Genomic DNA, 23,311 nt, shown 5'->3' on the forward strand with positions numbered 1-23,311 from the left:
GCATGTAATCGATGGGGCTACCATCGTCGATAATACCCGCTTTGGCTCAATGCCAGTGAAAGCAAAATATTAAATTAACGCGTAAATTGATTATGCCGATGTCAGTAATTAGAGCAATAAACTACATACGTATGCACAATAAAAAGATCAGTAAATTTACATGCATACGTATGCAGATTAGCCATTTTGTATGCGATTTATTTTATTTTTTGACACTAATAAGTTTTAAAGAAAATATTTACAGCAGCACGGTTGATAAGATATTGGGCTGATAACAAGCATTGATTAAAGAGAAGGAGTGTTTGGTTTTGTTCCTATATTTTCTCTTCACTATTGCTAGCACTAATGGTAATTAACTTATGTACTTAGCTTATTTCCTCGGTTAATATGAATAAGATTTTTTCATTTATAGGTGTGTCGTGAGAGCAAAACAAACATCATTTGATATCGCTTATCGAGCCGGCGTTTCTCAATCAACCGTATCGCGCGCATTGCGCAACAGCCCGTTGGTAAATGAGGAAACACGTCGTCGTGTTCAAGAAATTGCTAAAGAATTAAATTACAAAGTTGATAGAAATGCCAGTAGTTTGCGCACACAACTCAGTGGCACTATTGCATTACTGTTATTTGAAGATCCGACCAATGATGATTCATTAATAAATCCATTTTTCTTGTCAATGTTGGGCAGCATTACCCGCGCTAGCGCTAAAAAAGGTTACGACTTATTGGTATCGTTTCAGCAAATGAGCAACGATTGGCACGCTGATTTTGAAGACACCCGCAAAGCAGATGGTATTATTTTACTTGGCTATGGCGATTACACAGATTATGAAGAAAAGCTTGTTCAACTGATCAAACAAGAAACTCATTTTGTACGCTGGGGGGCTGATGTAAAAGGGCTGTCAGTAGTTTCTGTTGGTTGTGATAATTTCGACGGCGGTTATCAAGTTACTGAGCATGTAATCAAAAATAACCGTCAACATTTCGCGTTTTTAGGTGGTGTAAGCACAGGTTCTCCTGAATTTTTAGATCGTTATACTGGTCATTGCCAAGCATTAAAAGACAATAATCTTAAGGTCGATAGTAACCTACAAATTGATGCTATTTCTACTGATGAATCGGGCTATCAAGCAGCTAAACAGTTAATTGCAAAAGGAATAAAGTTTGATGCTATTTGTACTGCAAGCGACTTAATTGCTATTGGCGCAATGCGAGCGATTCAAGAAGCGGGTTATAACGTTCCGGGTGATGTGGCAATAGCGGGTTTTGATGATATTGCTACGGCTTGCTCAACTTCTCCTGCTTTAACTACCGCTAAGCAAGACACCGTTTTAGCTGGTGAAATTTTAGTTGATAAGTTACTACAGTTAGTGAGCGGCGAAGAAGCACACACGCAATTAATGCCAGCGACATTGGTTGTACGAAAATCTTGTGGTAGTTAGCCTGAACTCTGGATAAGCAGCACTTGCTCAATGCTCCCTTTTAAGCCATTTTCAAGGCATAAAATGAAGCATTGATAGTGTCTATTGGTGATGTTCGCCTGGCTATAGCATTTACTTTACCACCTAAGCTTTTGATTCACTTGAGTATCAAGCACTCATTATCCAGAGTTCAGGTTATGTAACCTAAACTCTGGATAAGCAGCACTTGCTCAATGCTCCCTTTTAAGCCATTTTCTGCGTTAAAACGTCGATAAATAGCGCGCTATTCATAAACGTTTTGCCTTAAAAATGTCATAAAATGAAGCATTGATGATATCTATTCGTGATGTTCACTTGGCTATAGCATTTACTTTATTACCTAAGCTTTTGGTTCGCTTAAATATCAAGCACTCATTATCCAGAGTTCAGGTTAATTGATTCTCCCCTTTCCTTAGGTAGTTTAAGCTGCGCTAAAACAAGGTTGAAATACACTATAACAAGCATTAACCTGTCGGCTTAAAGTCTTTAATGGCACCATTATCACACTTAATACAATTTAGCTTCTGGCCCAGTTTTGCATTCCGTGTCGACTTTTCTAGCACCCATGGCCGATTAATAAATGGGGGTTGGTGACGAACATGTTGAAAGTGTCCGCACGCTAGGCGAGCAACCCAATGGTTTTCTTCATCAAGATGATAGTCAATTATTGCTTTTAGCATGTTAATCCTAAGTTTATAAAGAAGCCGTTTAAGTTTTTAAACTCAAATCTTTAGTCGGTTACTAGATGCGAAGAAGCTAAGTATTGTTTATTGGGCTAGGTTCCCAATGCATACCTTCGCATGCGGGCCTACTAAGCACGAAGCCAAATTTTTTATAAAGCTGAGGTACGTCAGCGAGTAAAGTAATATAGGCACCTTCAACCGCATTTTGTTCAAGATAGCCCATAATGTTTTGCATAACGATACTGCCTAAACCTTTACCTTGGTAGTTAGGATCGACTGCGACATCAACAACTTCGAAATTTAACGCGCCGTCACCGACTACTCTTCCCATAGCGACGGTACAATCGTCAACAACAAGGTGCACGCCGAATAAGCTATTGGGTAAGGCTCTTTTCGCGGCTTCAGCAGGGCGTGGTGTTAAACCTGACACTATTCTTAAACGTAAGAAGTCTTCTACGGCTGCCACTTTTTTAATAATATTTACTTGCATGAATTCCCCATTGCTGAATTAATTGACTAAACGTCATAGCGCTTGATTCAAGCATTTTTTGGCTATTAACGAAAGGACTTAATGTTAACCATATAAAGTATCATATATAAATAGTGCATCGTTAAGAATACTAATGCGGCCAGTGATTAGGCTATTGACTCGCTAACTAATCAAGTAACTCATCATGGAAGTAAACCAGCAAGTATCTACATAACTAACCAAAAATTTAGCTAACTGAGTAGCCGCTAACGATTAAATTAAAAAGCCTAAGTTCGTTAACGTATACCAACTTAGGCTCTGTGATTACTAAAGTGAGTTAATTTTAAAGCATGATAAAAGGGGATTGTTGCTAATAGTCAGGCTCTTTTACTCTGAGTGTTAATAAACCTGCAATGAGCATACTTACGCCGCCAATAACTAACGAATAAACCGGTTGGTTATCGAATACTTTGGTAATGAGGAAGCCTAAAACACTCGCTGCTAATATTTGTGGTAATACAATGAAAAAATTAAATATTCCCATATATAAACCCATTTTTTTAGCCGGTAAAGCGTTAGCCAAAATAGCGTACGGAATTGATAATATAGAAGCCCAAGCGAAACCTATACCGATCATAGAGATAATAAGTAAGGTTGGATCTTTAATAAACAGGAATGAAATAAAGCCCGCGCCACCTAAAAATAGGTTAATCATGTGGGCAATACGTAAATTAAAGCGTTTAACCACCAAAGGAATACAAATAGCAGCAAAGACAGAGGTTAAGTTGTAAGCTGAAAATAGTACACCGACCCAATCTGCACCTTCATTAAACGCTGCTGAAGTTACGTCAGAGCTACCAAAATGGAAATCAGTAACTGCTGCTGTGGTGTAGGTCCACATAGCAAAAAATGGGAACCATGAAAAAAATTGTACAAAGGCTAATTGCTTCATGGTTTGGGGCATAGAAAACAAGTCAGACATGACTTGCGCGAAGCCATTTTTACTATTGTTTTTAGCCATTAAGCTGGCGACTAACTGACAAATACCAAAGAAACAAAAACCGCCAGCAAGAATAAATAAATTTTGATCTAGTTGTTCGATATTTAATGCCACTAAAGCAAAACTAACAATACCAACCACTAACCAAATTAAACCGCCGGTGAGATACTTTTGCGCGCTACGGACAATAAAGTCTTCTTCAATGTAATCTTTATCTTCAGCTTCTTGAAAGGCTTTTAGCTCGTCAGGAGAGTATTCTTTAGTGGAATATATTGTCCATAAAACGGCGAGAAAAAAAACTACGCCACCAGCATAAAAAGCAAACTTTACGGTGTCGGGAACCATACCAGGCTCTGCGACATTGCTAATATTAAACCAGTTAGTCATCATCCAAGGTAGAGATGAAGCAACAACGGAGGCAACGCCAATAAAAAAGCTTTGCATAGCATAGCCCATTGCACGCTGTTTTCTCGGCAACATATCACCAACAAAGGCTCTAAAGGGTTCCATGGAAACGTTTATCGATGCATCCATTATCCATAACATACCGGCTGCCACCCATAAAGTAGGGGAGTTAGGCATTATAAATAAAGACAAACTAGCGGCGATTGCACCAAAGAGAAAATAAGGTTTACGTCGGCCTAATCGATTCCAAGTGTTGTCACTAAAATAGCCAATAATCGGTTGAACAAGTAGTCCCGTTATTGGCGCAGCAACCCATAAAATGGCCATATTTGAATAATCTGCCCCTAGGGTTTGAAATATTCGACTGACGTTGGAGTTTTGCAAAGCAAAGCCGAATTGTATTCCCATAAAGCCGAAACACATATTCCAAATTTGCCAAAAATTAAGTTGTGGTTTGTTGGTCATAAACGAACTCTTATTGTTATAAATTGTCGTTAATCTTTATTATTCTTCGGTCTCAATATTTTTTTAACAGAATAATACGTTAACATTATTAATTTCCATCTTAGCAATAGTCTATTAGTTACAACATTAGCTGCATACGTATTCACCTGTTATTCAGGCTCTGTTTGAATAAGTACAAGGTAAAATAAGAGGGTAGCTAATTAGGTTTAGCTATTTAAGTTTTGTTGACGCCATTGCTGTTCGTCAATGGCATCGCTTTCATCGTTTAATCGCTCAATAAAGGTTATGCCATCAAGGTGATCTAACTCGTGCTGAAAAATTCTCGCCAGAAATCCGGTTAAGGTTTTATGATGCTTTGTAGCGTTTTCATCAAGATATTTAACGTCTATGCTGGTATATCTAGAGACAAGCGCACGCTTGCCTTTCACACTTAAACAACCTTCCCAAGCTAACTCTTGCTGATGACTCCTTGCAATTATTTCTGGATTTATGATGACACTAGGTGCAAGTAATGGCGCATCAGGATAGCGTTCATTTGGGGCAGAGCACATAATAAATAATCGAAGACTTTTACCTACCTGTGGCGCCGCAATACCCACGCCTTTTTCGGCGGCAACGGTAGCTTTTAGATCAACAATTAACTGCTTTATTTCATCAGTGTTAATCTTGTCTACAGGCTTGGCAATAGCCGCCAATATAGGTGCGCCTCGTTGTAAAACTATTAAGGTATTCAAATTGCTATCTCACTTATGCATTTTTTAAAACATGGCAGTTGCTAATTGGCCGCTTTATTTGCTAACAACCGACGAGTTTTATCGCGCTCTTTTTTAAAGTAAAACCAACTCACTATAAACAAAATGATAATAAATGGCAGACTGGTAAATACCACAACATGCCAACCCGCTTTAAATAATATCCATCCAGCTAATAACGAAGCCGTGGCCTGAAAGCCAAAAATAATAAAGTCGTTAACCGCCTGCACTTTATGTCGCTCGCTGTCGCGATAACTTTGTGGCAGTAATGATGTGCCAGTAAGAAAAAGAAAATTCCAGCCAATACCCAATAATACTAATGCCCACCAGTAATGTATTACTTGCTCGCCAGACAATGCAATAACGGTAACCACAGCATAAATAATGGTGCCGGCTAACATTAAGTTCTTTAAACCAATGCGTTTAACTAATAACGCAGTAAATAAAGAAGGAATAAACATAGCAGCAATATGACTTTGAATGACCCACTTTGTATCGTTTAAGCTATGACCATGTAATTTATGCATACTTAATGGCGTTGCGGTCATTAAATAACTCATTAACGCAAAACCAATGGCGGCTGAGAGAATCGAAATTATAAAAATAGGTTGTTTAATAATGACACTTAACGGCCGAGCTTCACCTGGACTATTGTTGTGTGTTACATCGGGGTTTTTAAAACTTAGCATGAATAACATAGCAATAACAAAGAGCCCAGCAAGGCATAAAAATGAACCGGCATAGCCATAAGGCGAGCTAACCCAGTCTTTCGCGGTTACGGCAATTTCAGGACCTAAAAACGCAGAAAAAATACCACTAAGCATTAAAATAGAAAGCACTCTAGGTATTTCATTACTATCACTTAAGCTTTCAATCGCGGCAAAACGTAATTGTTGAATAAATGCGGTACTAACACCAAAGAATAAACTCGCTAAAACTAGCAGCTCGAAACTACCGTTTAATGCGGCAATTGCGGCGAGTAACGTACCCGAAAATCCAACACTAAAACCGGTAAATGTAGCAAAACGGCGCCCTTTATTTTTTGCTAATAAAGCCGCAGGAATAGCACCACTAGCCACACCCAGTATCATGATAGTAACGGGCAAGGTTACTAATGCAGGATCCGCTCCCATACTCGTGGCTAAAATGCCTCCGATAAAAACAATAACTGGTGATGCTGCCATAACTAAAGGCTGCACTAAAAAGAGTAACCAGATATTTTTCGGCAATACAAATAATCGCTGTAAGCCAATAAAGCTTAAAATTAATAACGCAAGGGTAATGATAATATTCGAGAGCATTTTTGACCCTGTAATTGCTGTAGGTAAAATTGAAGAGAGATGTTTTTATATAACATTATTATACTCATGCCTAAACATATTCTTAAATGAAATGTTAAATCTATAATTTTTATATTTTCCCCATTTATAGATTTTTTATAAGATTTTATTTGTTTAAGTTTTCATTATTAGCTTCTCTTTAAAAAGGACAGCTAAATGCAATCATACAAATTATGTATTCCACTTTTTTTCTCAGTAAATAGTTACGCATTTTATGAAAATGAAGATGTAAACGAAACGGCAAGTGAGTTTATCGCGCCTATAATGGTCACTATCCCTGCGGGTAGTTTTAAGATGGGAGATATCGACGAAGAAGATGCTCAGCCTATTCGTAAAGTTACTCTATCTGAGTTTAGCTTGGGAAAATATGAAGTAACTGTGAAAGAGTTTCGACACTTTGTTGAACAAACAGGCTATAAAATGCCTTCTCAATGCACCCATAAACTCAATGGTTGGTTTAATTATGGTAAAACTGATGGAACTTGGGAAAATAACTCATTAAATACTAGCGACTTTCAACCGGTAAATTGTATTGGTTGGCAAGCGGAAAATGCGTATGCTCAGTGGTTAAAAAAAGAAACTGGCCACCCTTATCGTTTACCGAGTGAAGCTGAGTGGGAATATGCCGCGAGGGCGGGTACAAGCAATCGATATTACTTTGGTGATGACACAGAACAAACCCTAGTCTGTGACTATGAAAACACGGCTGATTTAACCGGTGAGAACATTTTACAACGAGATGCTAGTACTAGCTATGTGAACTTTTTTAATGGTAAATCTAACTGTGTTGATCACGCGGCTTATGCCAGTATTGTTGGTATGTATAAGCCTAACCCTTTTGGTTTACACGATATGATCAGTAATGTGGTCGAATTTATTGCAGATTGTTATAAAGATAATTATAAAGACGCGCACCGTGACGGTAAGCCTTGGGAGAATAACGAGTGTGAATATCGGGTTGCACGAGGCGGTAGTTGGCACTGGAATACTTTTCCTGTTAGTAGAAGAGGTGTTATGGGGGAAGACTTTGTTGGCGGAGTAGAAGGTTTTAGGTTGGCGCTTGATGGTGCAGCACCAAGCCTATCGAACAGCACGAAAAAATTTTACAAAGACTTAAAAGTAGCGCAGCGCAGCGAACAATTAAAACGAGATGCTATTTTACCTTACCCAGATACGGTAAAAAATTTAACACTGGATCAAACAGCAGAAATGGTGACGCTAACGTGGGACAAAAATGCAGAGACTGATATTGAAAGTTATCGAATCTATAGAAATGCCGCCACGGGTAGCACTTTTAAATTATTAGCTGCAAATATAATTGAAACCACCTTTAAAGATGCGAACATAGATAGTCATCAATATGAATATACTGTTGTCGCGGTTAGGCACCATCAACAAAGCGATTATAGTAATAGGGTAAAAACTCAAGCGTCATGGGTGCGTGCTCCAGGCAGAATAGAAGCTGAAGCCGCCGCAGAGCTGAGTGATGCTAGTGTAGCTAGAACATCTGATATTGACGGCAAACTCAATTTAACCGGCTCTAGGGGAATAGGTGATAAAGCGATAATAACTTATCAGCTGACAGTAGAAAAATCAGGAAATTATAATTTAACTTACCGTTTAGCTGCTCCTCGAGATACTGAAGGCTTTGCAATATTAGTTAATGATAAAGAGTTAGCAAGAGAAAGAATAACTAGCACAGGTGGCTATAACAAATGGAAAACGCAAACAGGAATTACCATTTACCTTGAGAAAGGCAACAGTAAACTGACATTAAAGTCACTTGATAGTCACTGGAAGCTAAATTGGATAAACCTTAAACACGATTAGTCTTAAACATACAACATAACGCTAGCCTTATTCGTGGCTTAACTTCTGGCTTTAGTGCTGGCGTTATTGTAATTAATCTCTTCAACTTTAAGATGATCTTATAAGTTAAGTGCAATCAACTTTTCTTCATTATTGCGTCGCCAATAGTCAGTAGACTTTTCATTAATATACTGACAATAAAAAGCATGATTACTTTGTTTGATTTTTGTACTACACAGCAGTAAAGCCATATCTAAACTAAGGTAGGTATCACCAGCTAACTCTGCTTGTTCAAAAGTGCGTGCAGCATAAGTAAAAAATGCCGTATCATTTTTCTGTGCTTGTGCCAGCAAGGTTCTTAAATATGAATTCTGAGCATTATCTGTATTAATATTATCGAGCAGCATTTGTGCATCTAACAGGTTTTTTTGACTTATATAGTATTTCATTAATTGTTGACGACTATTTTGTGCAGCCCAAAAATCAGGCGTTAAAGCGGCAAGCTTTAGCACTTGTTTTAAGTGTGGCTCTTTATCTTCTATATTTTTAGCAAAAATAGCGTAGTGATAAGGCACAATAGCAAAATGGTAGCTTGGTAATTTATACGCCTTCATTTTGTTTTCAGCTTGCTTTAAATAAAGATATTTATCTTCTTCTTGATGATTTTTGTATGCTAATACCGAAAGGTAAGTTAAAGCACTTAACTCTCGTTCTTTATCTTGAGCATTAAATGCTAACTGTGCTGACTTAAGTAGGCTTTGTTTAACTTCTGGGTAATCTTTCTTATGATGGTCTAACCAAGATTGTGCAAACCAAGCATCGGCTTGTCGCTTTACATCATTAATTTTTTGAAATTGCTCGATAGCACTCGTAAGTTTCTCGGCACTTAAATCGAACAGCTCTTTACAGGTTAAAATTTCACTCTGAAAGAGTAACGCATTGCCAATATATTGTATTTGGTTTTGTGTTGCAGAAATATTCTCCAATTTGTTTGCCATTACCATGGCTTTTTCTAACTCACCCACCATTATGTAGGTATTAATAAGCTGACCAAGAATAATGAGATCATTTGGCGCTTGTTGATGAGCAATGGATAAGTTGGCTTGCTGAAGCTCTGGAGCTTGAACACTATTAAGCAGATTATAAATAACCGGTTGTTGTAAGTGTTGTTGCAGTTGTTTTAAAACAGTTTGTTGATTGTTACCTGAGATTTGACCTTGCCAATTAGCAAATGGACCTTTTAGCATAAAGTCGAGATAAGTCTGATTGTTATGATTACGCAACGAGCCAGTTAACACTAAGGGATGCTGTGCTGCTAAAAGTGGGTATTCAAGCTCAGCTGAGGTTTGAAAGTCAGCGGTATTTAATTGAGATAATTCGGTAAAATCAAAATACGCATTATCTTCAAGTTTAATAACCTTAGACTCTTGCTGGTTAGTCATCGGGATATAAGAAATTTTAATCACCGAATTGTTGTCTTCTTGAGCTGGCCTACTCATTAACTTAATTGCTATAAAAACAAGAAAGGCAATACTAACTAGCGTTAATATTATCCAGTGATTTATCGCTTTTGTTTCAACTAAATCACTTGTTTTTTGCTCTGCTTTATTTGCATTTGCACTAGACTTTTCGGTTTCATTCACTAAGTCTATAGCATCAATATTGAGCTGCCATTGATAACCACGTTTTGAAAAAGTTTTTATTGCCTGATTACCTAAAAGAGCTCTTAGGTTACTAATACTTTGAAAAACAGCCTGCTCTGATACAACTTTGTCTTGCCAAACATGAGATAAAATTTCTTCTTTACTAAAAACATTATCTGAATGTTCCAGTAAAAGTTTGAGTACTTTGGCTTCATTATGTCGAATAGCTAGCGCCTGATTATCTTTTTTCAGCACTAAACTTGTACTATCAAATTCAAAATTTTGAAATATATAACGCATTGTTTTTATTATAATGTATCGTATGATTATTTGTTTTACAGGTATCTTAACTTATTAGGTGATGAAGCGTATGAATTTATTAATTCTACAATGAAAAAGGCTAGCAGAGATTTAAGGTTACAGAAAATAGTTAATCTAATTTGAGCAATGTAGCTAATGTAGCTGCTAATACAATCGTCACTATGCGGTACAATTTACCTTCCTATTTGTAATATTCGATAAATTTTTTAATTATTTATTATCAACATGCAAACTGAGTGCTAAACTCTGCGCTCAATATTATTCATTTACACGGTTATGTTAGGTGAATAAAAACTTATTAATTCAGTTTAAACCAATTTAAGTCAAAAGAGTCGTAATGAAATTTAGCCCGTTAGTTCAAGAACTTATTGATTCATTAAAGTGTTTACCTGGTGTTGGTGCAAAGTCAGCACAACGTATGGCTTTTCATTTACTTGAGCGCAATCGCCATGGTGGCAGTAAGCTTTCTCAAACGTTAGCGCGCGCTATGGAAAATATTGGTCATTGCCAACAATGTCGTAATTTTACAGAAGAAGAGCTATGTGAAATTTGTCAAAGTCCTAAGCGTAAAATAGCCACGCAATTATGTATTGTTGAAACACCTGCCGACGTTATTGCGATAGAGCAAACCGGTGAGTTTCAAGGACGCTACTTTGTGTTAATGGGGCATTTATCTCCGCTTGATGGTATTGGTCCCGATGATTTAGGTTTAGATATTTTAGAAAAACAACTCGCTTCAGGTCAATTTAGTGAAGTTATTTTAGCCACTAACCCTACTGTAGAGGGCGAAGCCACCGCGCACTTTATTGCTGAACTTACCCAAACCTATGATGTTGAAATATCAAGAATTGCACATGGTGTACCTGTTGGCGGTGAATTAGAATATGTTGACGGTAATACATTGTCGCATGCCTTGTCGGGGCGAAAAAACTATAACTTTTAGTGCTAACTTGTTTTATATCTTTCAGCTTTTTTGCTCAGAACTCTGCTAAGTCTATTGGCTTTAACTTGTGAATACACTTAGCAGTGAATGTAGCAGTGAATGGCGCTTAACAGTAAAATACTAGCCAATAATTTTAACAGGTGTTTTAACAATTAAATTTGTTTGTGCATATTTAAGTAATAAAATTCCACAACAAACAATAAACGCGGTGAGATAAAGTGCCGCATTGTAATTATGAAATTTTGCGATTAACGCCACGCAATATAACGGCGCCACCACTTGTCCTACTCCATAAGCTGCGGTAATTAATCCCATAATAAAAACTGGGTTTTTACCTGCGAGCTGGCCACCATAATTCATAAACAATGAAACAAGCCCAATAAAGGTGGCTCCGAATAAAATGCCGCTGATCAAATTAAGATAAATATTAGCGGAAAATATCGGGATTAAAATGCCAACCACCTGCAAGGCCATTGCCACCATCATAATATCGATACTGTTATATTTGTGTGCTAAACGCATCCAGATAATACAAGAAGGAATACCGGCTAAACCTACCGCTAACCAAGCGTAACCACCATAACCATCAAGTCCAGGTAATGAGTTAACAATATCAGGTAAAAACGTTGCTTGAACTACCATGCCTACACCTTCAGTAAAGTAGGCTAGTGCCAATACAATAACTAGGGGAGTAAATAGTGACTTATCAAAATTATGTTTAACCACTTGCTCTGCAGGTTGTTTTTCAAAACTGAGAATATAGCCTGAATAACAAGCGAACACGGTACCTGCAATGGCTAATATGAACCAAGCATTTTGCCAGTTACCGCCAGAAGAAAATACAGCACGCATAATTAAATCAGACACTAAAATAGAAAAGCCTAAGCCACTAAAGTGAATACCCATTGCTTTAGTTTTATTGGTGTTTTGTAACTTTGACATCACAATAGCCGAGCCCACAACAAGTGCCATGGCAGCACCGAACCCTGCGAGTAAACGTGATATTAACCAAATAATGTTATTTTCATTAAAGGCTAAAACCAGGGATGTTAAAATACATAAAACTAAGCCGATACGAAAGAATTTAACTTTGGCGTGTATATCTTTTATAAAAATTGAAAAAATTGAGCCAGATAAATAACCGACATAATTAATCGATGCCAACAAGCCTGCAAAAGCAATACTGAGGTCTTCTTCTAACATAGCAGGGAGTAATGATGTAAAAGCAAATCGCGCAACTCCAACACCAATAACTAACGCCAAAATACCTGCTAATAAAATAGCGGCATTGTTATTTCGATCAAAAAGCATATTGAATCCCTGTGTGACACTTATTCATAAAAGAAGTCTGCGCCTTACTTGCGCAGTAAAAGGTGAGGCTTCAATGTAAAGATTGACGTTGCCAGAAGCAAATTATTATTTTTGATGTAGGGTATTTAAAAGACATTTCCTACTTACTTCTATTAGGCTTTATGCAGTTTCAGGGCTTTAGATATAACGCAGTGGAATTTTGCGCTCGAATAAAATTTTAATTATGTGCTTGAAAACATTTTTGCGACCCCCACATGTTAGTTATCGAGTGAGTATTAAACAAAAATGTTTACTACGCACAATTATCAAATGTTTTCATGTTAGTTAGATTAGGAAGTTTCAAGATGTCAGAAGCAGGTCAAAAAGAAGTTCATGGTTTTCAAACCGAAGTAAAACAACTATTACAGTTGATGATTCACTCACTTTATTCAAACAAAGAAATATTTTTACGTGAGTTAGTTTCTAATGCCGCAGATGCCGCTGATAAGTTACGTTTTAAAGCATTATCGAACGCTGATCTCTATGAAGGCGACGGTGATTTACGTGTTCGTGTAAGTTGTGATAAAGAAAACAATACCTTAACAATTTCTGATAACGGTATTGGTATGACACATGACCAAATCATTGAGCATTTAGGTACTATTGCTAAATCAGGCACGGCTGAGTTTTTCTCACAACTTTCTGGTGACCAAGCGTCTGACTCACAATTAATTGGTCAATTTGGTGTTGGTTTTTACTCTGCATTTATCGTTGCTGACTCAGTAACTGTTCGTTCACGCGCTGCAGGTGTTGCTGCCTCTGAAGGTGTTGAATGGACAAGTGCCGGTGAAGGCGAGTTCACCACAGCTAAAATTGAAAAAACTAACCGTGGTACAGATATTATTCTTCACTTAAAAGAAGAAGAAAGTGAGTATGCTGACGATTGGCGTTTAAAATCGATTGTTACTAAATACTCTGATCATATCTCTGTGTCTGTAGAAATGTTAACGCCTAAAGTTCCTGCTGTTGAAGCGGTAGCTGAAGTAAAAGATGATGAAGGAAACGTTACTTCGCCTGCTATTGAAGCGCGCGATGCTGTTCCAGCACTTTGGGAGCCAGTAAACAAAGCGACAGCGCTTTGGACACGTGAAAAGTCTGACGTTACAGATGAAGAATATAAAGAGTTTTATAAGCATGTTTCACATGACTTTGGCGATCCGCTTTTATGGGAACACAACAAAGTAGAAGGTAAAACAGAATATACTTCATTACTTTATATCCCGTCGAAAGCACCATTTGATATGCACAACCGTGAAAAACAGCATGGTTTAAAACTGTTTGTTCAACGTGTATTCATTATGGATGATGCTGAGCAATTTATGCCTAGCTATTTACGTTTTGTGAAAGGTTTATTAGATTCAAACGATTTACCTTTGAACGTATCACGTGAAATTTTACAAGATAACAAAATCACAGAAGCAATTCGCAAGGGTTGTACTAAACGTGTTTTAAAAATGCTTGAAAAATTAGGCAACAAAGACACTGAACAATATCAACTATTTTGGAATGAATTTGGCCAAGTGCTTAAAGAAGGTCCAGCAGAAGATGCAGCCAATAAAGATGGTATTGCAAAACTTATGCGCTTTGCTTCTACACATCAAGATAACAGTATGCAAAGTACTTCATTTGCCCAATATATTGAGCGTATGAAAGAAGGCCAAGATAAAATTTATTATGTGGTTGCAGACAGCTTTGAAGCCGCTAAAAATAGCCCGCACTTAGAAGTATTTCGCAAGAAAGGCATTGAAGTTTTATTAATGTCTGACCGTATCGATGAATGGTTAGTAAGCCATTTAACTGAGTTTGACGGTAAGCAATTACAGTCTGTAACTCGTGGCGGTTTAGACCTTGGCGATATGGATGATGCAGAAACTAAAGAAGCTCAAGAAAAACTTGAACAAGAATTTGATTCTGTTGTTACTCGTATTAAAACAGCGCTTGAAGGCAAAGCTAAAGACGTTAAAATTTCACAACGTTTAACTGACTCTCCAGCGTGTATTGTTGCTGACGAGCATGACATGAGCAGCCAAATGATGAAGTTAATGCAATCGGTTGGTCAAGAAGTACCTGATTCATTACCAATTTTTGAAATTAACGCTGAACATGACTTAATTAAACACGTTGCTGATGAACAAGATGATGCGCAATTTAAGCAATGGGCTGAAGTTTTATTTGAACAAGCGATGTTGGCAGAGCGTGGCAGCTTAAAAGACCCTGCTACATTTGTGTCACGCTTAAACAAGTTAATGCTAAGCCTGACTAAATAGTAACAACTTAGGTTGAATACTACTTAAGTCATAATGTCGTTAGACTTTAGTCAAAAAAAGGAGCTTTTTAGCTCCTTTTTTGTTTATTTGCAGTGCTTACCACTTGTTTGAAATCCTTTGAAAATGTATAGTGTTTGCAATTTCGAAAACCAATTCATTTATTAAATAGGGTTATACTAAATGCGCATTATTTTATTAGGTGCACCTGGTGCCGGTAAGGGTACTCAAGCACAATTTTTAATGGCTAAATTTGGCATTCCACAAATTTCTACTGGTGATATGCTTCGCGCTGCAATTAAAGCAGGTACTGATCTTGGTAAAAAAGCTAAAGCAGTAATGGACGCAGGTCAGCTCGTTTCTGATGAATTAATTATTGGTTTAGTTAAAGAGCGTATTGCTCAAGATGACTGTAAAGCTGGTTTTTTACTTGATGGTTTTCCTCGCACTATTCCTCAAGCCGACGCAATGAAAGAAAATGGCGTTGCGGTTGATTATGTTATTGAATTTGACGTACCAGACGAAGTCATTGTTGAACGTATGGCTGGTCGCCGTGTTCATGCTGGCTCTGGTCGCGTTTATCATATCGTTTATAATCCACCGAAAGTGGAAGGTAAAGATGATGTATCTGGCGATGATTTAGCGATTCGTCCTGATGATGAAGAAGCTACTGTGCGTAAGCGTTTAGGCATTTACCATGAACAAACTAAGCCACTTGTTGCTTATTACCAGGCTGAAGCTAAAGCAGATGCTTGTGCTTATTTAACCATTGACGGCACTCAGCCAGTTGAACAAGTTAGTGCATTGTTAGATGAGAAACTATCTTAAGTTAAACTTAAGAGAAACAATGTTACGTTAAAATGATAAAGCTCGCTTAGGCGAGCTTTTTTGTATATGGCGTTTAAGTTTACTATTAAACTTGCTACGAAGCTTTATCTAAACCGCTACCGTTTATTGAATTGATTAACGAGCCATAATTTAAATTCAGCAACATTACTGCAGCTTAATTTTCGTGACATTACATAAAACTAATGTAATTAATGCGTTGTTCTGTCCCCCCAAATTTCGTCTAAACGGCTATCTCTGCCACATCGCCAGCGATAGGTGTTGTATCGAATCGGGTTGTTTTTATAATAATCTTGGTGATAACTTTCTTTCCCTTTTATAGGGTAGAAGGTACTAGTGTTTAATATAGGCGTAACAACCGTTTGATCAGGAAACTCTGCTTTTACTGCTGACTTTGTTGCTTCAGCGAGTTTACGCTCTTGCTCGTTAGCGACAAAAATAGCACTTAGGTAACTTGGACCTTTATCGCAAAATTGCCCTTTGGCATCAAATGGGTCAATGTTTACCCAATAATGATCGAGTATAGCTTGATAGCTGACTAATGTTGGATCATAAGTTATTTCTACCGCCTCATAATGGCCGGTATGATCGCCATTATAGGTGGGATTCTTTATCTTTCCGCCAGTAAAGCCAGATATAACATTGGTAACGCCGGGGAGCTTTTCAAAATCTGATTCCATACACCAAAAACAACCGCCAGCTAAAATGGCTTTCTTGCTTTCAGCTGTATGCCCTAACGATGCATAAATAAGTACCGAAGATGTTAAAACTAAGCCTAGAATTTTTTTCATAATTATCTCACGTCTAAAAAGTGGATGTATAAAGCGTTATGTAGTTAATCATAGTAGACCTGCTATTAATCAAAAGCATTTCATTTTTTATCATTGTTAAAATTGCCTGACGTTGAAGTAATCTAATACTTACAGCGAGTTAATTTACTTCATAGCCGTATTTAGTGGTATTTACGAGAATTGATAATTTGCAATGTATAAAGTGTAAATACTGCTATGAATTTAAGTGCTTAATCGTTAATATTTCGCAATAGTTGAAATTTATTCATTATTAATCTCAAAGGAAACACCATGACATCGCTTTCAATAACTGGCTTTTATGCAAGCCTATTAGCACTCTTATTTATAGGATTTTCAATTAATATAATTCGTGAACGCTTGAGTGCTAAGGTTGGTATAGGTACAGGTGAGAGCTCAACCTTAGCTAAACGTGTTCGTATTCATGGCAATTTTTCAGAATATGTTCCGTTGGCATTAATACTAATGGGCTGTTATGAAATAAATGGCGCGTCAGCGTTAATGTTACACTTACTTGGTGGTGTTTTATTATTAGCTCGCTTATCGCATGCTATAGGAATTAGTAAAACAATTGGTAGCTCTAAGCCTCGTCAAATAGGTGTATTGGCAACCTTTATCGTATTACTCGTTTTATCGATAGAAAATATTCGCTTATTTGTTTTTGCCTAAAACTTAAGTCGTTTTTTATTTCTTATAAAAATGCCAACATTACAGTTGGCTTTTTTAGTTTTGCACGTTTAACTTAACGCGTTTTAAGCATAGCAATATGCGGAATATCATCTTCTAAGTACATCTCGCTCACACGTTCAAAACCATGTTGATTGTAGTATTTTTCTAAGTGCTCTTGTGCTGAGATTTTTACCGTATCATTAGGGAAAATATTAAGGCACAGTGCTAAACCTTTACGCATTAATTCATGGCCAAGGCCGCTTCCGCGAGCACTTTGGGCAGTTACAACTCGTCCAATACTGATGTTGTTTGGATAAGTTAGCCCTTTAGGAAGAATACGAAGATATGCTGTCATTACATCTGCTTGATAGCAAAATAAGTGCTGAGTATCTGGGTGGCGGTCAAGGTTGTCTAGGTCAGGATAAAAACAACTTTGTTCGACAACAAATATATCAATTCTTAACTTAAGTAAGTCGTAAAGTTCGGTTGTATTTAGTTGCTCGAACGTTTTATTTTTCCATAGCTTATCGGTAGGTATACTCATTTTATATCGTTTTTTATCATGTTTCTTTAACAACTAAGATACCTTAAAGGCAGGCTGTACAGCAATAATCAATTGTGAAGTATCGTTAATAATACCAGCCTTATTTATCAATGAAGTTACTTATTAAGGACGATATAAATTAAGCTATAGTGCTTATTTCGGTATTGTATCTTTAGTCAGTAATTGTTCAAAATCGATATCAGACATTGGCATTGCTAATAAATAACCCTGGCCATAAAGGCAACCAACTTGTGTTAAAAACTCCTTTTGTTGAACGGTTTCAATGCCTTCTGCAATAACATCAATATTGAGTTTACTGGCCATTACTATAATGGCCTCACAAAGAGCTGCATCTTTAGTATCTGCTGACATTTTCTGGATAAAACTTTTATCGATTTTTAAGTAATCGATAGCATAGTTTTTCAAGTATGAGAATGAACAGTATCCAGTACCAAAATCATCAATGGCAACAGCAACACCCTGTTGACGAATTTGATCAAGTACCCGAACAACTTCTGTTTGGTTTTCCATTAATAGGTTTTCGGTAATTTCAATGGCTATAGCTTGCGTAGGAAGATTTTGTATTGCCATTGACTCGACCCAAGCGGTAATTTGCTTTCCTTGGTCTTTATACTGAACTGGCGATGTATTTATGCTGATCATTAGCTCTGGACAAATTGTTTCTCGCCAGTATTTCACTTTTTCAGATACCTCAGAAAATATCCATTCGCTAATCTCTACTATCAAACCTGTTGCTTCTGCAATCGGTATAAAATCTATTGGCGAAATTAAACCTTTTTCAGGGTGTTGCCAACGGATCAGTGCTTCAGCTTTTAATACTTTGTTGTTTGATAAGTTAACAATAGGTTGATAAACCATATGAAATTGTTTTTGGGCTAAAGCAATACGTAAATCTTTAATAATTTCCATACGTTTAAGAAAGTCAGTTCGCATATTTTCAGTGAATAGTTGAACACTATTGCGGCCAAAACTTTTAGCATTATACATAGCTTGATCGGCATTTCTTAGCAGCGAATCTATATGAATAGCATCGTTAGGATAAGTAGCAATACCGATACTTGCCGTACAGTGAACACTTTTTTCGTCGATAATAAAGGGTTGGTCAATAGCAACCAATATACTTTGCCCTATGTTTTCAATATCTACAGAAGTAGTAGGGCCTACCAGTACTATAATAAATTCATCACCGCCTAACCTGGCAACGATATCATTTTTTCGAATGCAGTTTTTGATACGTGTAGCACTTGCTATTAGTAATTCATCGCCAACATTGTGTCCAAGAGAGTCATTAATATCTTTAAAGTTATCAATATCTAGCATTGCGATACTAAGTTGGGTTTTTTCTTGTTTAGCAGTCGCTAGTGCAGTTTTTAAATGCTCCATTAATAGATTACGATTTGGCAGTTTTGTTAAACTGTCAAAATTTGCCTGATGCCAAATAGTTTTATCAGCTTTGTCGCGTTCAATAGCAATACGAACAAGGTTGGATATTTGTTCAATTAAAGCAAAATGCGTTTTATTTGGGCTAGACTTTTTACCATGATAAATAGCAAAGGTGCCCAGTAAATTATCTTTACTGTCGATAATAGGCTCTGACCAACACGCTGATAAACCGGCTGATTTTGCAAGTGGAGCCCAACCAGACCAATAAGGGTGTGTTGATATATCACTCACAATAACCCTTTTTTTTGTGAACGCGGCCGTGCCACAAGAGCCTTTTCCTTGACCAATTTCAAAACCGTGAACCGCTTCGTTATAGAAAGTAGGTAAGCTTGGTGCAGCACCTTGTAATAGTATTTTACCTGACTCATCAATGAGTAAAATACTGCACAGCATTTTAGGGTGCACTTTTTCAATTCCGAGTATTATGGCTGGCAGGATTTGTGATAATGGCGCAGAGCTAGCAATTAACTCAAGAATTTTATTACGAAGTTGATTTAAATTGTCACTGCGCAAAAGCTGTTGATTTTTATTTTTCATAAATATCGAAAATGCAGATGCAAAAACGTTAGTTAGTATTAAGGTTACAACAATTCTAAGTAGTATAAAGTTATCAACTTGTTGGTAGGTGAGGTAAAAAATGCCAGTAATTAATGCTGCATTTAAAATACTAGCGACTATCGTTGGTAGTAAATAAAAGCATGCAATTATTAATGGAAAAGCCCAATAAATTAAATTTTCACCTCTGAGTTCAACAGCAACTAAAATGATTATTTGAGCAGAAACAGCAAGTAAATAACTAAATGTTTTTGTTTTATTGGTGAATAAAACACCTAAGAATATAATCAAGATCGCCATCATTCCAATTAACGATAGTATTATTTCTACGGTATCTTGAATCTGAATGCTATATAAAAGAATAGGAATAAAAGCAAGAACAGCCGCTGCGCTACCGGTCAAAATAATTTTGTTTTCTAATGGTCGATCTTTCAATTTAGTTGTCATATACCATTAACTTTTCAAGTCTAATTGTTGTTTTATAATGCGTAATATATAAATTAACTACTTATCAAGTTGAATAACCATTGCGTTATAAAATTGATAAGTAAAATAACTACTTATTAAACCTTATGCCTTATAATTATTTGTTTCTCTTATGAAAACCTAGATAGCATAATTATTGGAGTAGGTATTAGAAATTATCTTTGTTTGTTAAATAAAAATAGCAGAAATAATAAATAGCGTATATAGCGAGGAAAGAAATTACAAACTACATCATGGTTAATTATTGTAAATTGATTATCTGACTTCTATATTGAAGTTGTTCAATTATTTGTTAGCTCATGGTTTAAACGTTGAAAGTATTCACCGTATTTCTTTCGCGTAATATAGTCGTTAATTTCTATTCTATACTGCTCAATATCGAGTTCTGGATATTCGGTAAATAATACGTTTTTTAAATCATTTTTCTCTAAACAAAGTAAATACGCTAAAGGTAAATATTTAGGGTTGAAGTTTTTTTGGTAAACAGTGGATCTAACTTCTGAGGGGCTATAATATTTTTTCTCACCAAAACGATTGACCAGTTTAGGCCTTAATTTGGAGCCGTATTTTTTTATAGCATGAAACTTTAACAATGTGCTTTCCTTAGCGTAATTTTTCGAGATGAAAAAATATTGCGCGAATTATATACACCAAAACATTAATGATCAAACGCTAAACGCTAATATTCTGACTTAATTTGCTGGTATTTGACGACAAATATTCGATTATTAAGCTGGTAAGCAGCTAAATAGATAAGCAGGGAACTTGGCTAATAAAAATGTTAATAAAGCAGCTTAGATAACCGATTAAGTGGTTAACTAAGTTACTTGTGTATTATTAACTTGCTGATAACTACAAGGTAACCACTTGATACATAAGCGATAAGTGACAGTTATCTGGCTGGCAGAGTTATTTTTTCTGGTGTCTAGCTTGTAACACCTCCATAACTTCACTCAGTTCTATATTTTGGTCTTGCAGCAGTACAATGGTGTGATAAAACAAATCAGCACATTCGCCTAATAAATCTTCTTTGGTTTCAGCCACTGCAGCAAGTGCGACTTCAACGCCTTCTTCACCTACTTTTTGTGCCATTTTAGTGGTGCCACGTGAAAATAAATGTGCGGTGTAGCTGTCTGCAGGTGCGTCATTTTTGCGACTAGCGATAACTTGCTCAAGATGGCTAAGAAAATTCTGTTGGCTAAGTTTTTGCTCAGGAAAGCAAGATTCTGTACCAAGGTGACAAGTAGGCCCTTGAGGGCGACAGGCAATTAACAGGCTGTCTTGATCGCAATCGGTTACTACTTGACTGACTTTCAAAAAGTTGCCACTGGTTTCGCCTTTACACCACAAACCTTGTTTGGCGCGACTGTAAAAAGTGGCTAAGCCTGTCGTTATTGTTTTCTCTAACGCTTCAGCATTCATATAACCTTGCATTAGCACAGCACCAGTATCTTGGTGCTGAATAATAGCTGGGATCATGCCATCCATTTTATCCCATGCCAATTGGCTAATATTGTCATTTGTAATTAGCATAATCTGATCTCAACTTTCTCATTTCTTAGGGTTTGCTTTAATTCATCCATCGCAATAATGCCTTTATGGAAAACACTCGCTGCTAGGGCACCGTCAACATCGGCTTGCTGAAAAACATCAACAAAGTGTGATATTTCACCTGCGCCACCCGAGGCGATAAGGGGCACATTACACAAGGCTCTTACTTGTTTAAGTTGATTAATGTCATAACCTTGGCGAACACCGTCTTGATTCATGCAATTTAAGACAATTTCGCCAGCGCCAAGTTTTTGCACTTCTTGAATCCAATCTAAGGTGCGCCACTTCGTTTTTTGTGTACGGGCCTCGTCACCGGTAAATTGGTAAACTTGATATTCACCTTTACCGTTATTAGCGTCTTGATTAAAAAAGCTATCAACACCAATAACAATACATTGCTGGCCAAATACATCGGCTAACCGAGCGATTAAGCTAGGATCTCTTAAAGCAGGGGAGTTGATGGAGATTTTATCAGCACCCATCATTAAAATTTGTTTCGCATCTTCTTCTGTTTTTATACCGCCAGCGACACAAAAAGGAATATCGATAACTTCTGCAATTCGGCTAACCCAGCTTTTATCAACAACGCGATCGTCTGAGCTCGCGGTAATATCATAAAAAACCAGTTCGTCAGCACCCGCTTCAGCATATTTTTGCGCGAGTGGTACTATGTCGCCAATGATTTCATGGTTTCGAAATTGCACGCCTTTAACCACTTTACCATCACGAACATCAAGACAAGGAATTATGCGTTTGGCCAGCATGCTATTGCCTCCTCTAAGGTAAACTTACCTTCAAGTAATGAGCGGCCCAATATAACGCCGTCAACGCCGGTTGGAATAAGCGCTTTTATATCGTCTAATGAGCCAATACCACCTGAAGCTTGCCATTTTATACTTGGGTATTGCTGACAAAGTTCTTGATACATGCCGACGTTGCTACCGGTTAATGTACCGTCTTTGCTAATGTCGGTGCAAAGTACGTGAATTAAGCCTGCGGCAATGTAATCATCTAGTAATGTTTCTAAATTAACGCCACTGTCTTTTATCCAACCGTGAGTTGGTAGGGTTTTGTTTCCGTCAGCATCAATTTTTACATCTAATGCTAAAACAATTTTTTCACCGCCAAACTCTGTGATCCAAGTGCGCACTAGGTCAGGCTCTTTTATTGCAAGCGAGCCAATTACCACTCGGTCGGCACCTAAATCGAGTAACTGTTGTACGTCTTCTTTGCAACGCACACCACCACCGACTTGAATGATCATTGTGTCGTGCTTAACCAAAGTTTCAAGTAAAGTTAATTGGCGTTTATGACTATCTTTTGCACCGTCTAAATCGACAAAATGCATTACAGTAGCACCAGCTTTTGCGTAAACGTTTTGTCGCTCTTTTGCGCTATATTGATAGTTGGTTTTCTGTTGGTAATCACCTTGAAATAACCGGACGACTTCTCCGTCGATTAAATCAATTGCTGGGATCATCAT

20 protein-coding genes are annotated in these 23,311 nt (G+C 37.1%); 6 read left to right on the forward strand and 14 right to left on the reverse strand.

Annotation, left to right across the window (positions count from 1 at the left end; genetic code table 11):
• Positions 1-419: 419 nt before the first annotated feature.
• Positions 420-1,442: a LacI family DNA-binding transcriptional regulator gene (locus B6A32_RS13690; RefSeq protein WP_085305023.1), complete on the forward strand. Its 1,023-nt coding sequence runs from the start codon at positions 420-422 to the stop codon at positions 1,440-1,442.
• Positions 1,443-1,924: 482 nt separating this feature from the next.
• On the opposite strand, the gene B6A32_RS13695 is transcribed toward B6A32_RS13690, so the two are convergent.
• The 5 genes from B6A32_RS13695 to B6A32_RS13715 all read right to left on the reverse strand — a co-directional run bounded on the left by B6A32_RS13695 (position 1,925) and on the right by B6A32_RS13715 (position 6,535).
• A complete protein-coding gene (locus tag B6A32_RS13695) occupies positions 1,925-2,140 on the reverse strand; it encodes a DUF3565 domain-containing protein (RefSeq protein WP_085305026.1) in 216 nt (71 codons plus the stop codon).
• A 76-nt stretch (positions 2,141-2,216) separates the two neighbouring features.
• Positions 2,217-2,633 carry a GNAT family N-acetyltransferase gene (locus B6A32_RS13700; protein WP_085305028.1) on the reverse strand — a complete coding sequence of 139 codons (417 nt, stop codon included), beginning with the start codon at positions 2,631-2,633 and terminating at the stop codon, positions 2,217-2,219.
• A gap of 349 nt (positions 2,634-2,982) precedes the next feature.
• Positions 2,983-4,482, reverse strand: a complete 1,500-nt coding sequence (locus B6A32_RS13705) for an MFS transporter (protein WP_085305031.1) — start codon at positions 4,480-4,482, stop codon at positions 2,983-2,985.
• A 206-nt stretch (positions 4,483-4,688) separates the two neighbouring features.
• Positions 4,689-5,216 (reverse strand): peptide deformylase, encoded by a 528-nt coding sequence (gene def, locus B6A32_RS13710; protein WP_085305033.1) that lies wholly within the window; start codon positions 5,214-5,216, stop codon positions 4,689-4,691.
• Between the two features lie 41 nt (positions 5,217-5,257).
• Entirely contained in the window at positions 5,258-6,535 is a 1,278-nt protein-coding gene (locus B6A32_RS13715; RefSeq protein WP_085305035.1) for an MFS transporter, read from the reverse strand.
• A 195-nt stretch (positions 6,536-6,730) separates the two neighbouring features.
• Here B6A32_RS13715 and B6A32_RS13720 point away from each other — a divergent pair, with 195 nt between their 5' ends.
• A complete protein-coding gene (locus tag B6A32_RS13720) occupies positions 6,731-8,404 on the forward strand; it encodes an SUMF1/EgtB/PvdO family nonheme iron enzyme (protein WP_085305037.1) in 1,674 nt (557 codons plus the stop codon).
• Positions 8,405-8,502: 98 nt separating this feature from the next.
• Here B6A32_RS13720 and B6A32_RS13725 read toward each other — a convergent pair whose 3' ends face one another.
• The gene (locus tag B6A32_RS13725) at positions 8,503-10,326 is read right to left on the reverse strand and encodes a winged helix-turn-helix domain-containing protein (protein WP_085305039.1); all 1,824 of its coding nucleotides are present in this window, start codon (positions 10,324-10,326) and stop codon (positions 8,503-8,505) included.
• Positions 10,327-10,684: 358 nt separating this feature from the next.
• On the opposite strand from B6A32_RS13725, the gene recR reads away from it, so the two are divergent.
• Positions 10,685-11,290, forward strand: a complete 606-nt coding sequence (recR, locus tag B6A32_RS13730) for a recombination mediator RecR (protein WP_085305043.1) — start codon at positions 10,685-10,687, stop codon at positions 11,288-11,290.
• 120 nt (positions 11,291-11,410) lie between these two features.
• Here the strand turns inward: recR and B6A32_RS13735 are convergent, their stop codons facing one another.
• Positions 11,411-12,601: a YbfB/YjiJ family MFS transporter gene (locus B6A32_RS13735; RefSeq protein ID WP_085305045.1), complete on the reverse strand. Its 1,191-nt coding sequence runs from the start codon at positions 12,599-12,601 to the stop codon at positions 11,411-11,413.
• A 344-nt stretch (positions 12,602-12,945) separates the two neighbouring features.
• Between B6A32_RS13735 and htpG the strand changes: the two genes are divergently transcribed.
• Both htpG and adk read left to right on the forward strand, forming a co-directional pair.
• Complete coding sequence (gene htpG, locus B6A32_RS13740) at positions 12,946-14,907, forward strand: molecular chaperone HtpG (RefSeq protein ID WP_085305047.1); 1,962 nt, start codon at positions 12,946-12,948, stop codon at positions 14,905-14,907.
• Positions 14,908-15,087: 180 nt separating this feature from the next.
• Positions 15,088-15,732, forward strand: a complete 645-nt coding sequence (gene adk / locus B6A32_RS13745; protein ID WP_085305049.1) for an adenylate kinase — start codon at positions 15,088-15,090, stop codon at positions 15,730-15,732.
• Positions 15,733-15,941: 209 nt separating this feature from the next.
• Here the strand turns inward: adk and msrA are convergent, their stop codons facing one another.
• The gene (msrA, locus tag B6A32_RS13750; RefSeq protein ID WP_085305052.1) at positions 15,942-16,541 is read right to left on the reverse strand and encodes a peptide-methionine (S)-S-oxide reductase MsrA; all 600 of its coding nucleotides are present in this window, start codon (positions 16,539-16,541) and stop codon (positions 15,942-15,944) included.
• 291 nt (positions 16,542-16,832) lie between these two features.
• Between msrA and B6A32_RS13755 the strand changes: the two genes are divergently transcribed.
• A complete protein-coding gene (locus B6A32_RS13755) occupies positions 16,833-17,228 on the forward strand; it encodes an MAPEG family protein (RefSeq protein WP_085305054.1) in 396 nt (131 codons plus the stop codon).
• A 73-nt stretch (positions 17,229-17,301) separates the two neighbouring features.
• Here B6A32_RS13755 and B6A32_RS13760 read toward each other — a convergent pair whose 3' ends face one another.
• From B6A32_RS13760 to hisA, 6 genes are all read right to left on the reverse strand, one after another.
• Positions 17,302-17,772: a GNAT family N-acetyltransferase gene (locus tag B6A32_RS13760; RefSeq protein WP_085305276.1), complete on the reverse strand. Its 471-nt coding sequence runs from the start codon at positions 17,770-17,772 to the stop codon at positions 17,302-17,304.
• A 153-nt stretch (positions 17,773-17,925) separates the two neighbouring features.
• On the reverse strand, positions 17,926-20,238 hold the full coding sequence (locus B6A32_RS13765; RefSeq protein ID WP_085305056.1) for a bifunctional diguanylate cyclase/phosphodiesterase: 2,313 nt from the start codon (positions 20,236-20,238) through the stop codon (positions 17,926-17,928).
• A gap of 320 nt (positions 20,239-20,558) precedes the next feature.
• Positions 20,559-20,870, reverse strand: coding sequence for a hypothetical protein (locus B6A32_RS13770; protein WP_085305059.1), 312 nt, complete (start codon positions 20,868-20,870; stop codon positions 20,559-20,561).
• Positions 20,871-21,186: 316 nt separating this feature from the next.
• Positions 21,187-21,810 (reverse strand): bifunctional phosphoribosyl-AMP cyclohydrolase/phosphoribosyl-ATP diphosphatase HisIE, encoded by a 624-nt coding sequence (gene hisIE / locus B6A32_RS13775; RefSeq protein WP_085305061.1) that lies wholly within the window; start codon positions 21,808-21,810, stop codon positions 21,187-21,189.
• Positions 21,804-22,592 (reverse strand): imidazole glycerol phosphate synthase subunit HisF, encoded by a 789-nt coding sequence (gene hisF / locus B6A32_RS13780; RefSeq protein ID WP_085305063.1) that lies wholly within the window; start codon positions 22,590-22,592, stop codon positions 21,804-21,806. Before hisF ends, hisIE begins: the two co-directional genes overlap by 7 nt.
• Entirely contained in the window at positions 22,574-23,311 is a 738-nt protein-coding gene (gene hisA / locus B6A32_RS13785; protein ID WP_085305065.1) for a 1-(5-phosphoribosyl)-5-[(5-phosphoribosylamino)methylideneamino]imidazole-4-carboxamide isomerase, read from the reverse strand. The genes hisF and hisA overlap by 19 nt, the downstream gene beginning before the upstream one ends.

This window comes from Colwellia polaris, assembly GCF_002104515.1.
Classification (GTDB): Bacteria; Pseudomonadota; Gammaproteobacteria; order Enterobacterales; family Alteromonadaceae; genus Cognaticolwellia; species Cognaticolwellia polaris.

What these genes read in the sequence shown, in the direction of transcription:
- B6A32_RS13695 (WP_085305026.1), bottom strand. Translation starts at nt 2,140, where the DNA reads ATGCTAAAAGCAATAATTGACTATCATCTTGATGAAGAAAACCATTGG.
- B6A32_RS13700 (WP_085305028.1), bottom strand. Translation starts at nt 2,633, where the DNA reads ATGCAAGTAAATATTATTAAAAAAGTGGCAGCCGTAGAAGACTTCTTA.
- B6A32_RS13705 (WP_085305031.1), bottom strand. Translation starts at nt 4,482, where the DNA reads ATGACCAACAAACCACAACTTAATTTTTGGCAAATTTGGAATATGTGT.
- B6A32_RS13715 (WP_085305035.1), bottom strand. Translation starts at nt 6,535, where the DNA reads ATGCTCTCGAATATTATCATTACCCTTGCGTTATTAATTTTAAGCTTT.
- B6A32_RS13720 (WP_085305037.1), top strand. Translation starts at nt 6,731, where the DNA reads ATGCAATCATACAAATTATGTATTCCACTTTTTTTCTCAGTAAATAGT.
- B6A32_RS13725 (WP_085305039.1), bottom strand. Translation starts at nt 10,326, where the DNA reads ATGCGTTATATATTTCAAAATTTTGAATTTGATAGTACAAGTTTAGTG.
- recR (WP_085305043.1), top strand. Translation starts at nt 10,685, where the DNA reads ATGAAATTTAGCCCGTTAGTTCAAGAACTTATTGATTCATTAAAGTGT.
- B6A32_RS13735 (WP_085305045.1), bottom strand. Translation starts at nt 12,601, where the DNA reads ATGCTTTTTGATCGAAATAACAATGCCGCTATTTTATTAGCAGGTATT.
- htpG (WP_085305047.1), top strand. Translation starts at nt 12,946, where the DNA reads ATGTCAGAAGCAGGTCAAAAAGAAGTTCATGGTTTTCAAACCGAAGTA.
- adk (WP_085305049.1), top strand. Translation starts at nt 15,088, where the DNA reads ATGCGCATTATTTTATTAGGTGCACCTGGTGCCGGTAAGGGTACTCAA.
- msrA (WP_085305052.1), bottom strand. Translation starts at nt 16,541, where the DNA reads ATGAAAAAAATTCTAGGCTTAGTTTTAACATCTTCGGTACTTATTTAT.
- B6A32_RS13755 (WP_085305054.1), top strand. Translation starts at nt 16,833, where the DNA reads ATGACATCGCTTTCAATAACTGGCTTTTATGCAAGCCTATTAGCACTC.
- B6A32_RS13760 (WP_085305276.1), bottom strand. Translation starts at nt 17,772, where the DNA reads ATGAGTATACCTACCGATAAGCTATGGAAAAATAAAACGTTCGAGCAA.
- B6A32_RS13765 (WP_085305056.1), bottom strand. Translation starts at nt 20,238, where the DNA reads ATGACAACTAAATTGAAAGATCGACCATTAGAAAACAAAATTATTTTG.
- hisIE (WP_085305061.1), bottom strand. Translation starts at nt 21,810, where the DNA reads ATGCTAATTACAAATGACAATATTAGCCAATTGGCATGGGATAAAATG.
- hisF (WP_085305063.1), bottom strand. Translation starts at nt 22,592, where the DNA reads ATGCTGGCCAAACGCATAATTCCTTGTCTTGATGTTCGTGATGGTAAA.
- hisA (WP_085305065.1), bottom strand. Translation starts at nt 23,311, where the DNA reads ATGATGATCCCAGCAATTGATTTAATCGACGGAGAAGTCGTCCGGTTA.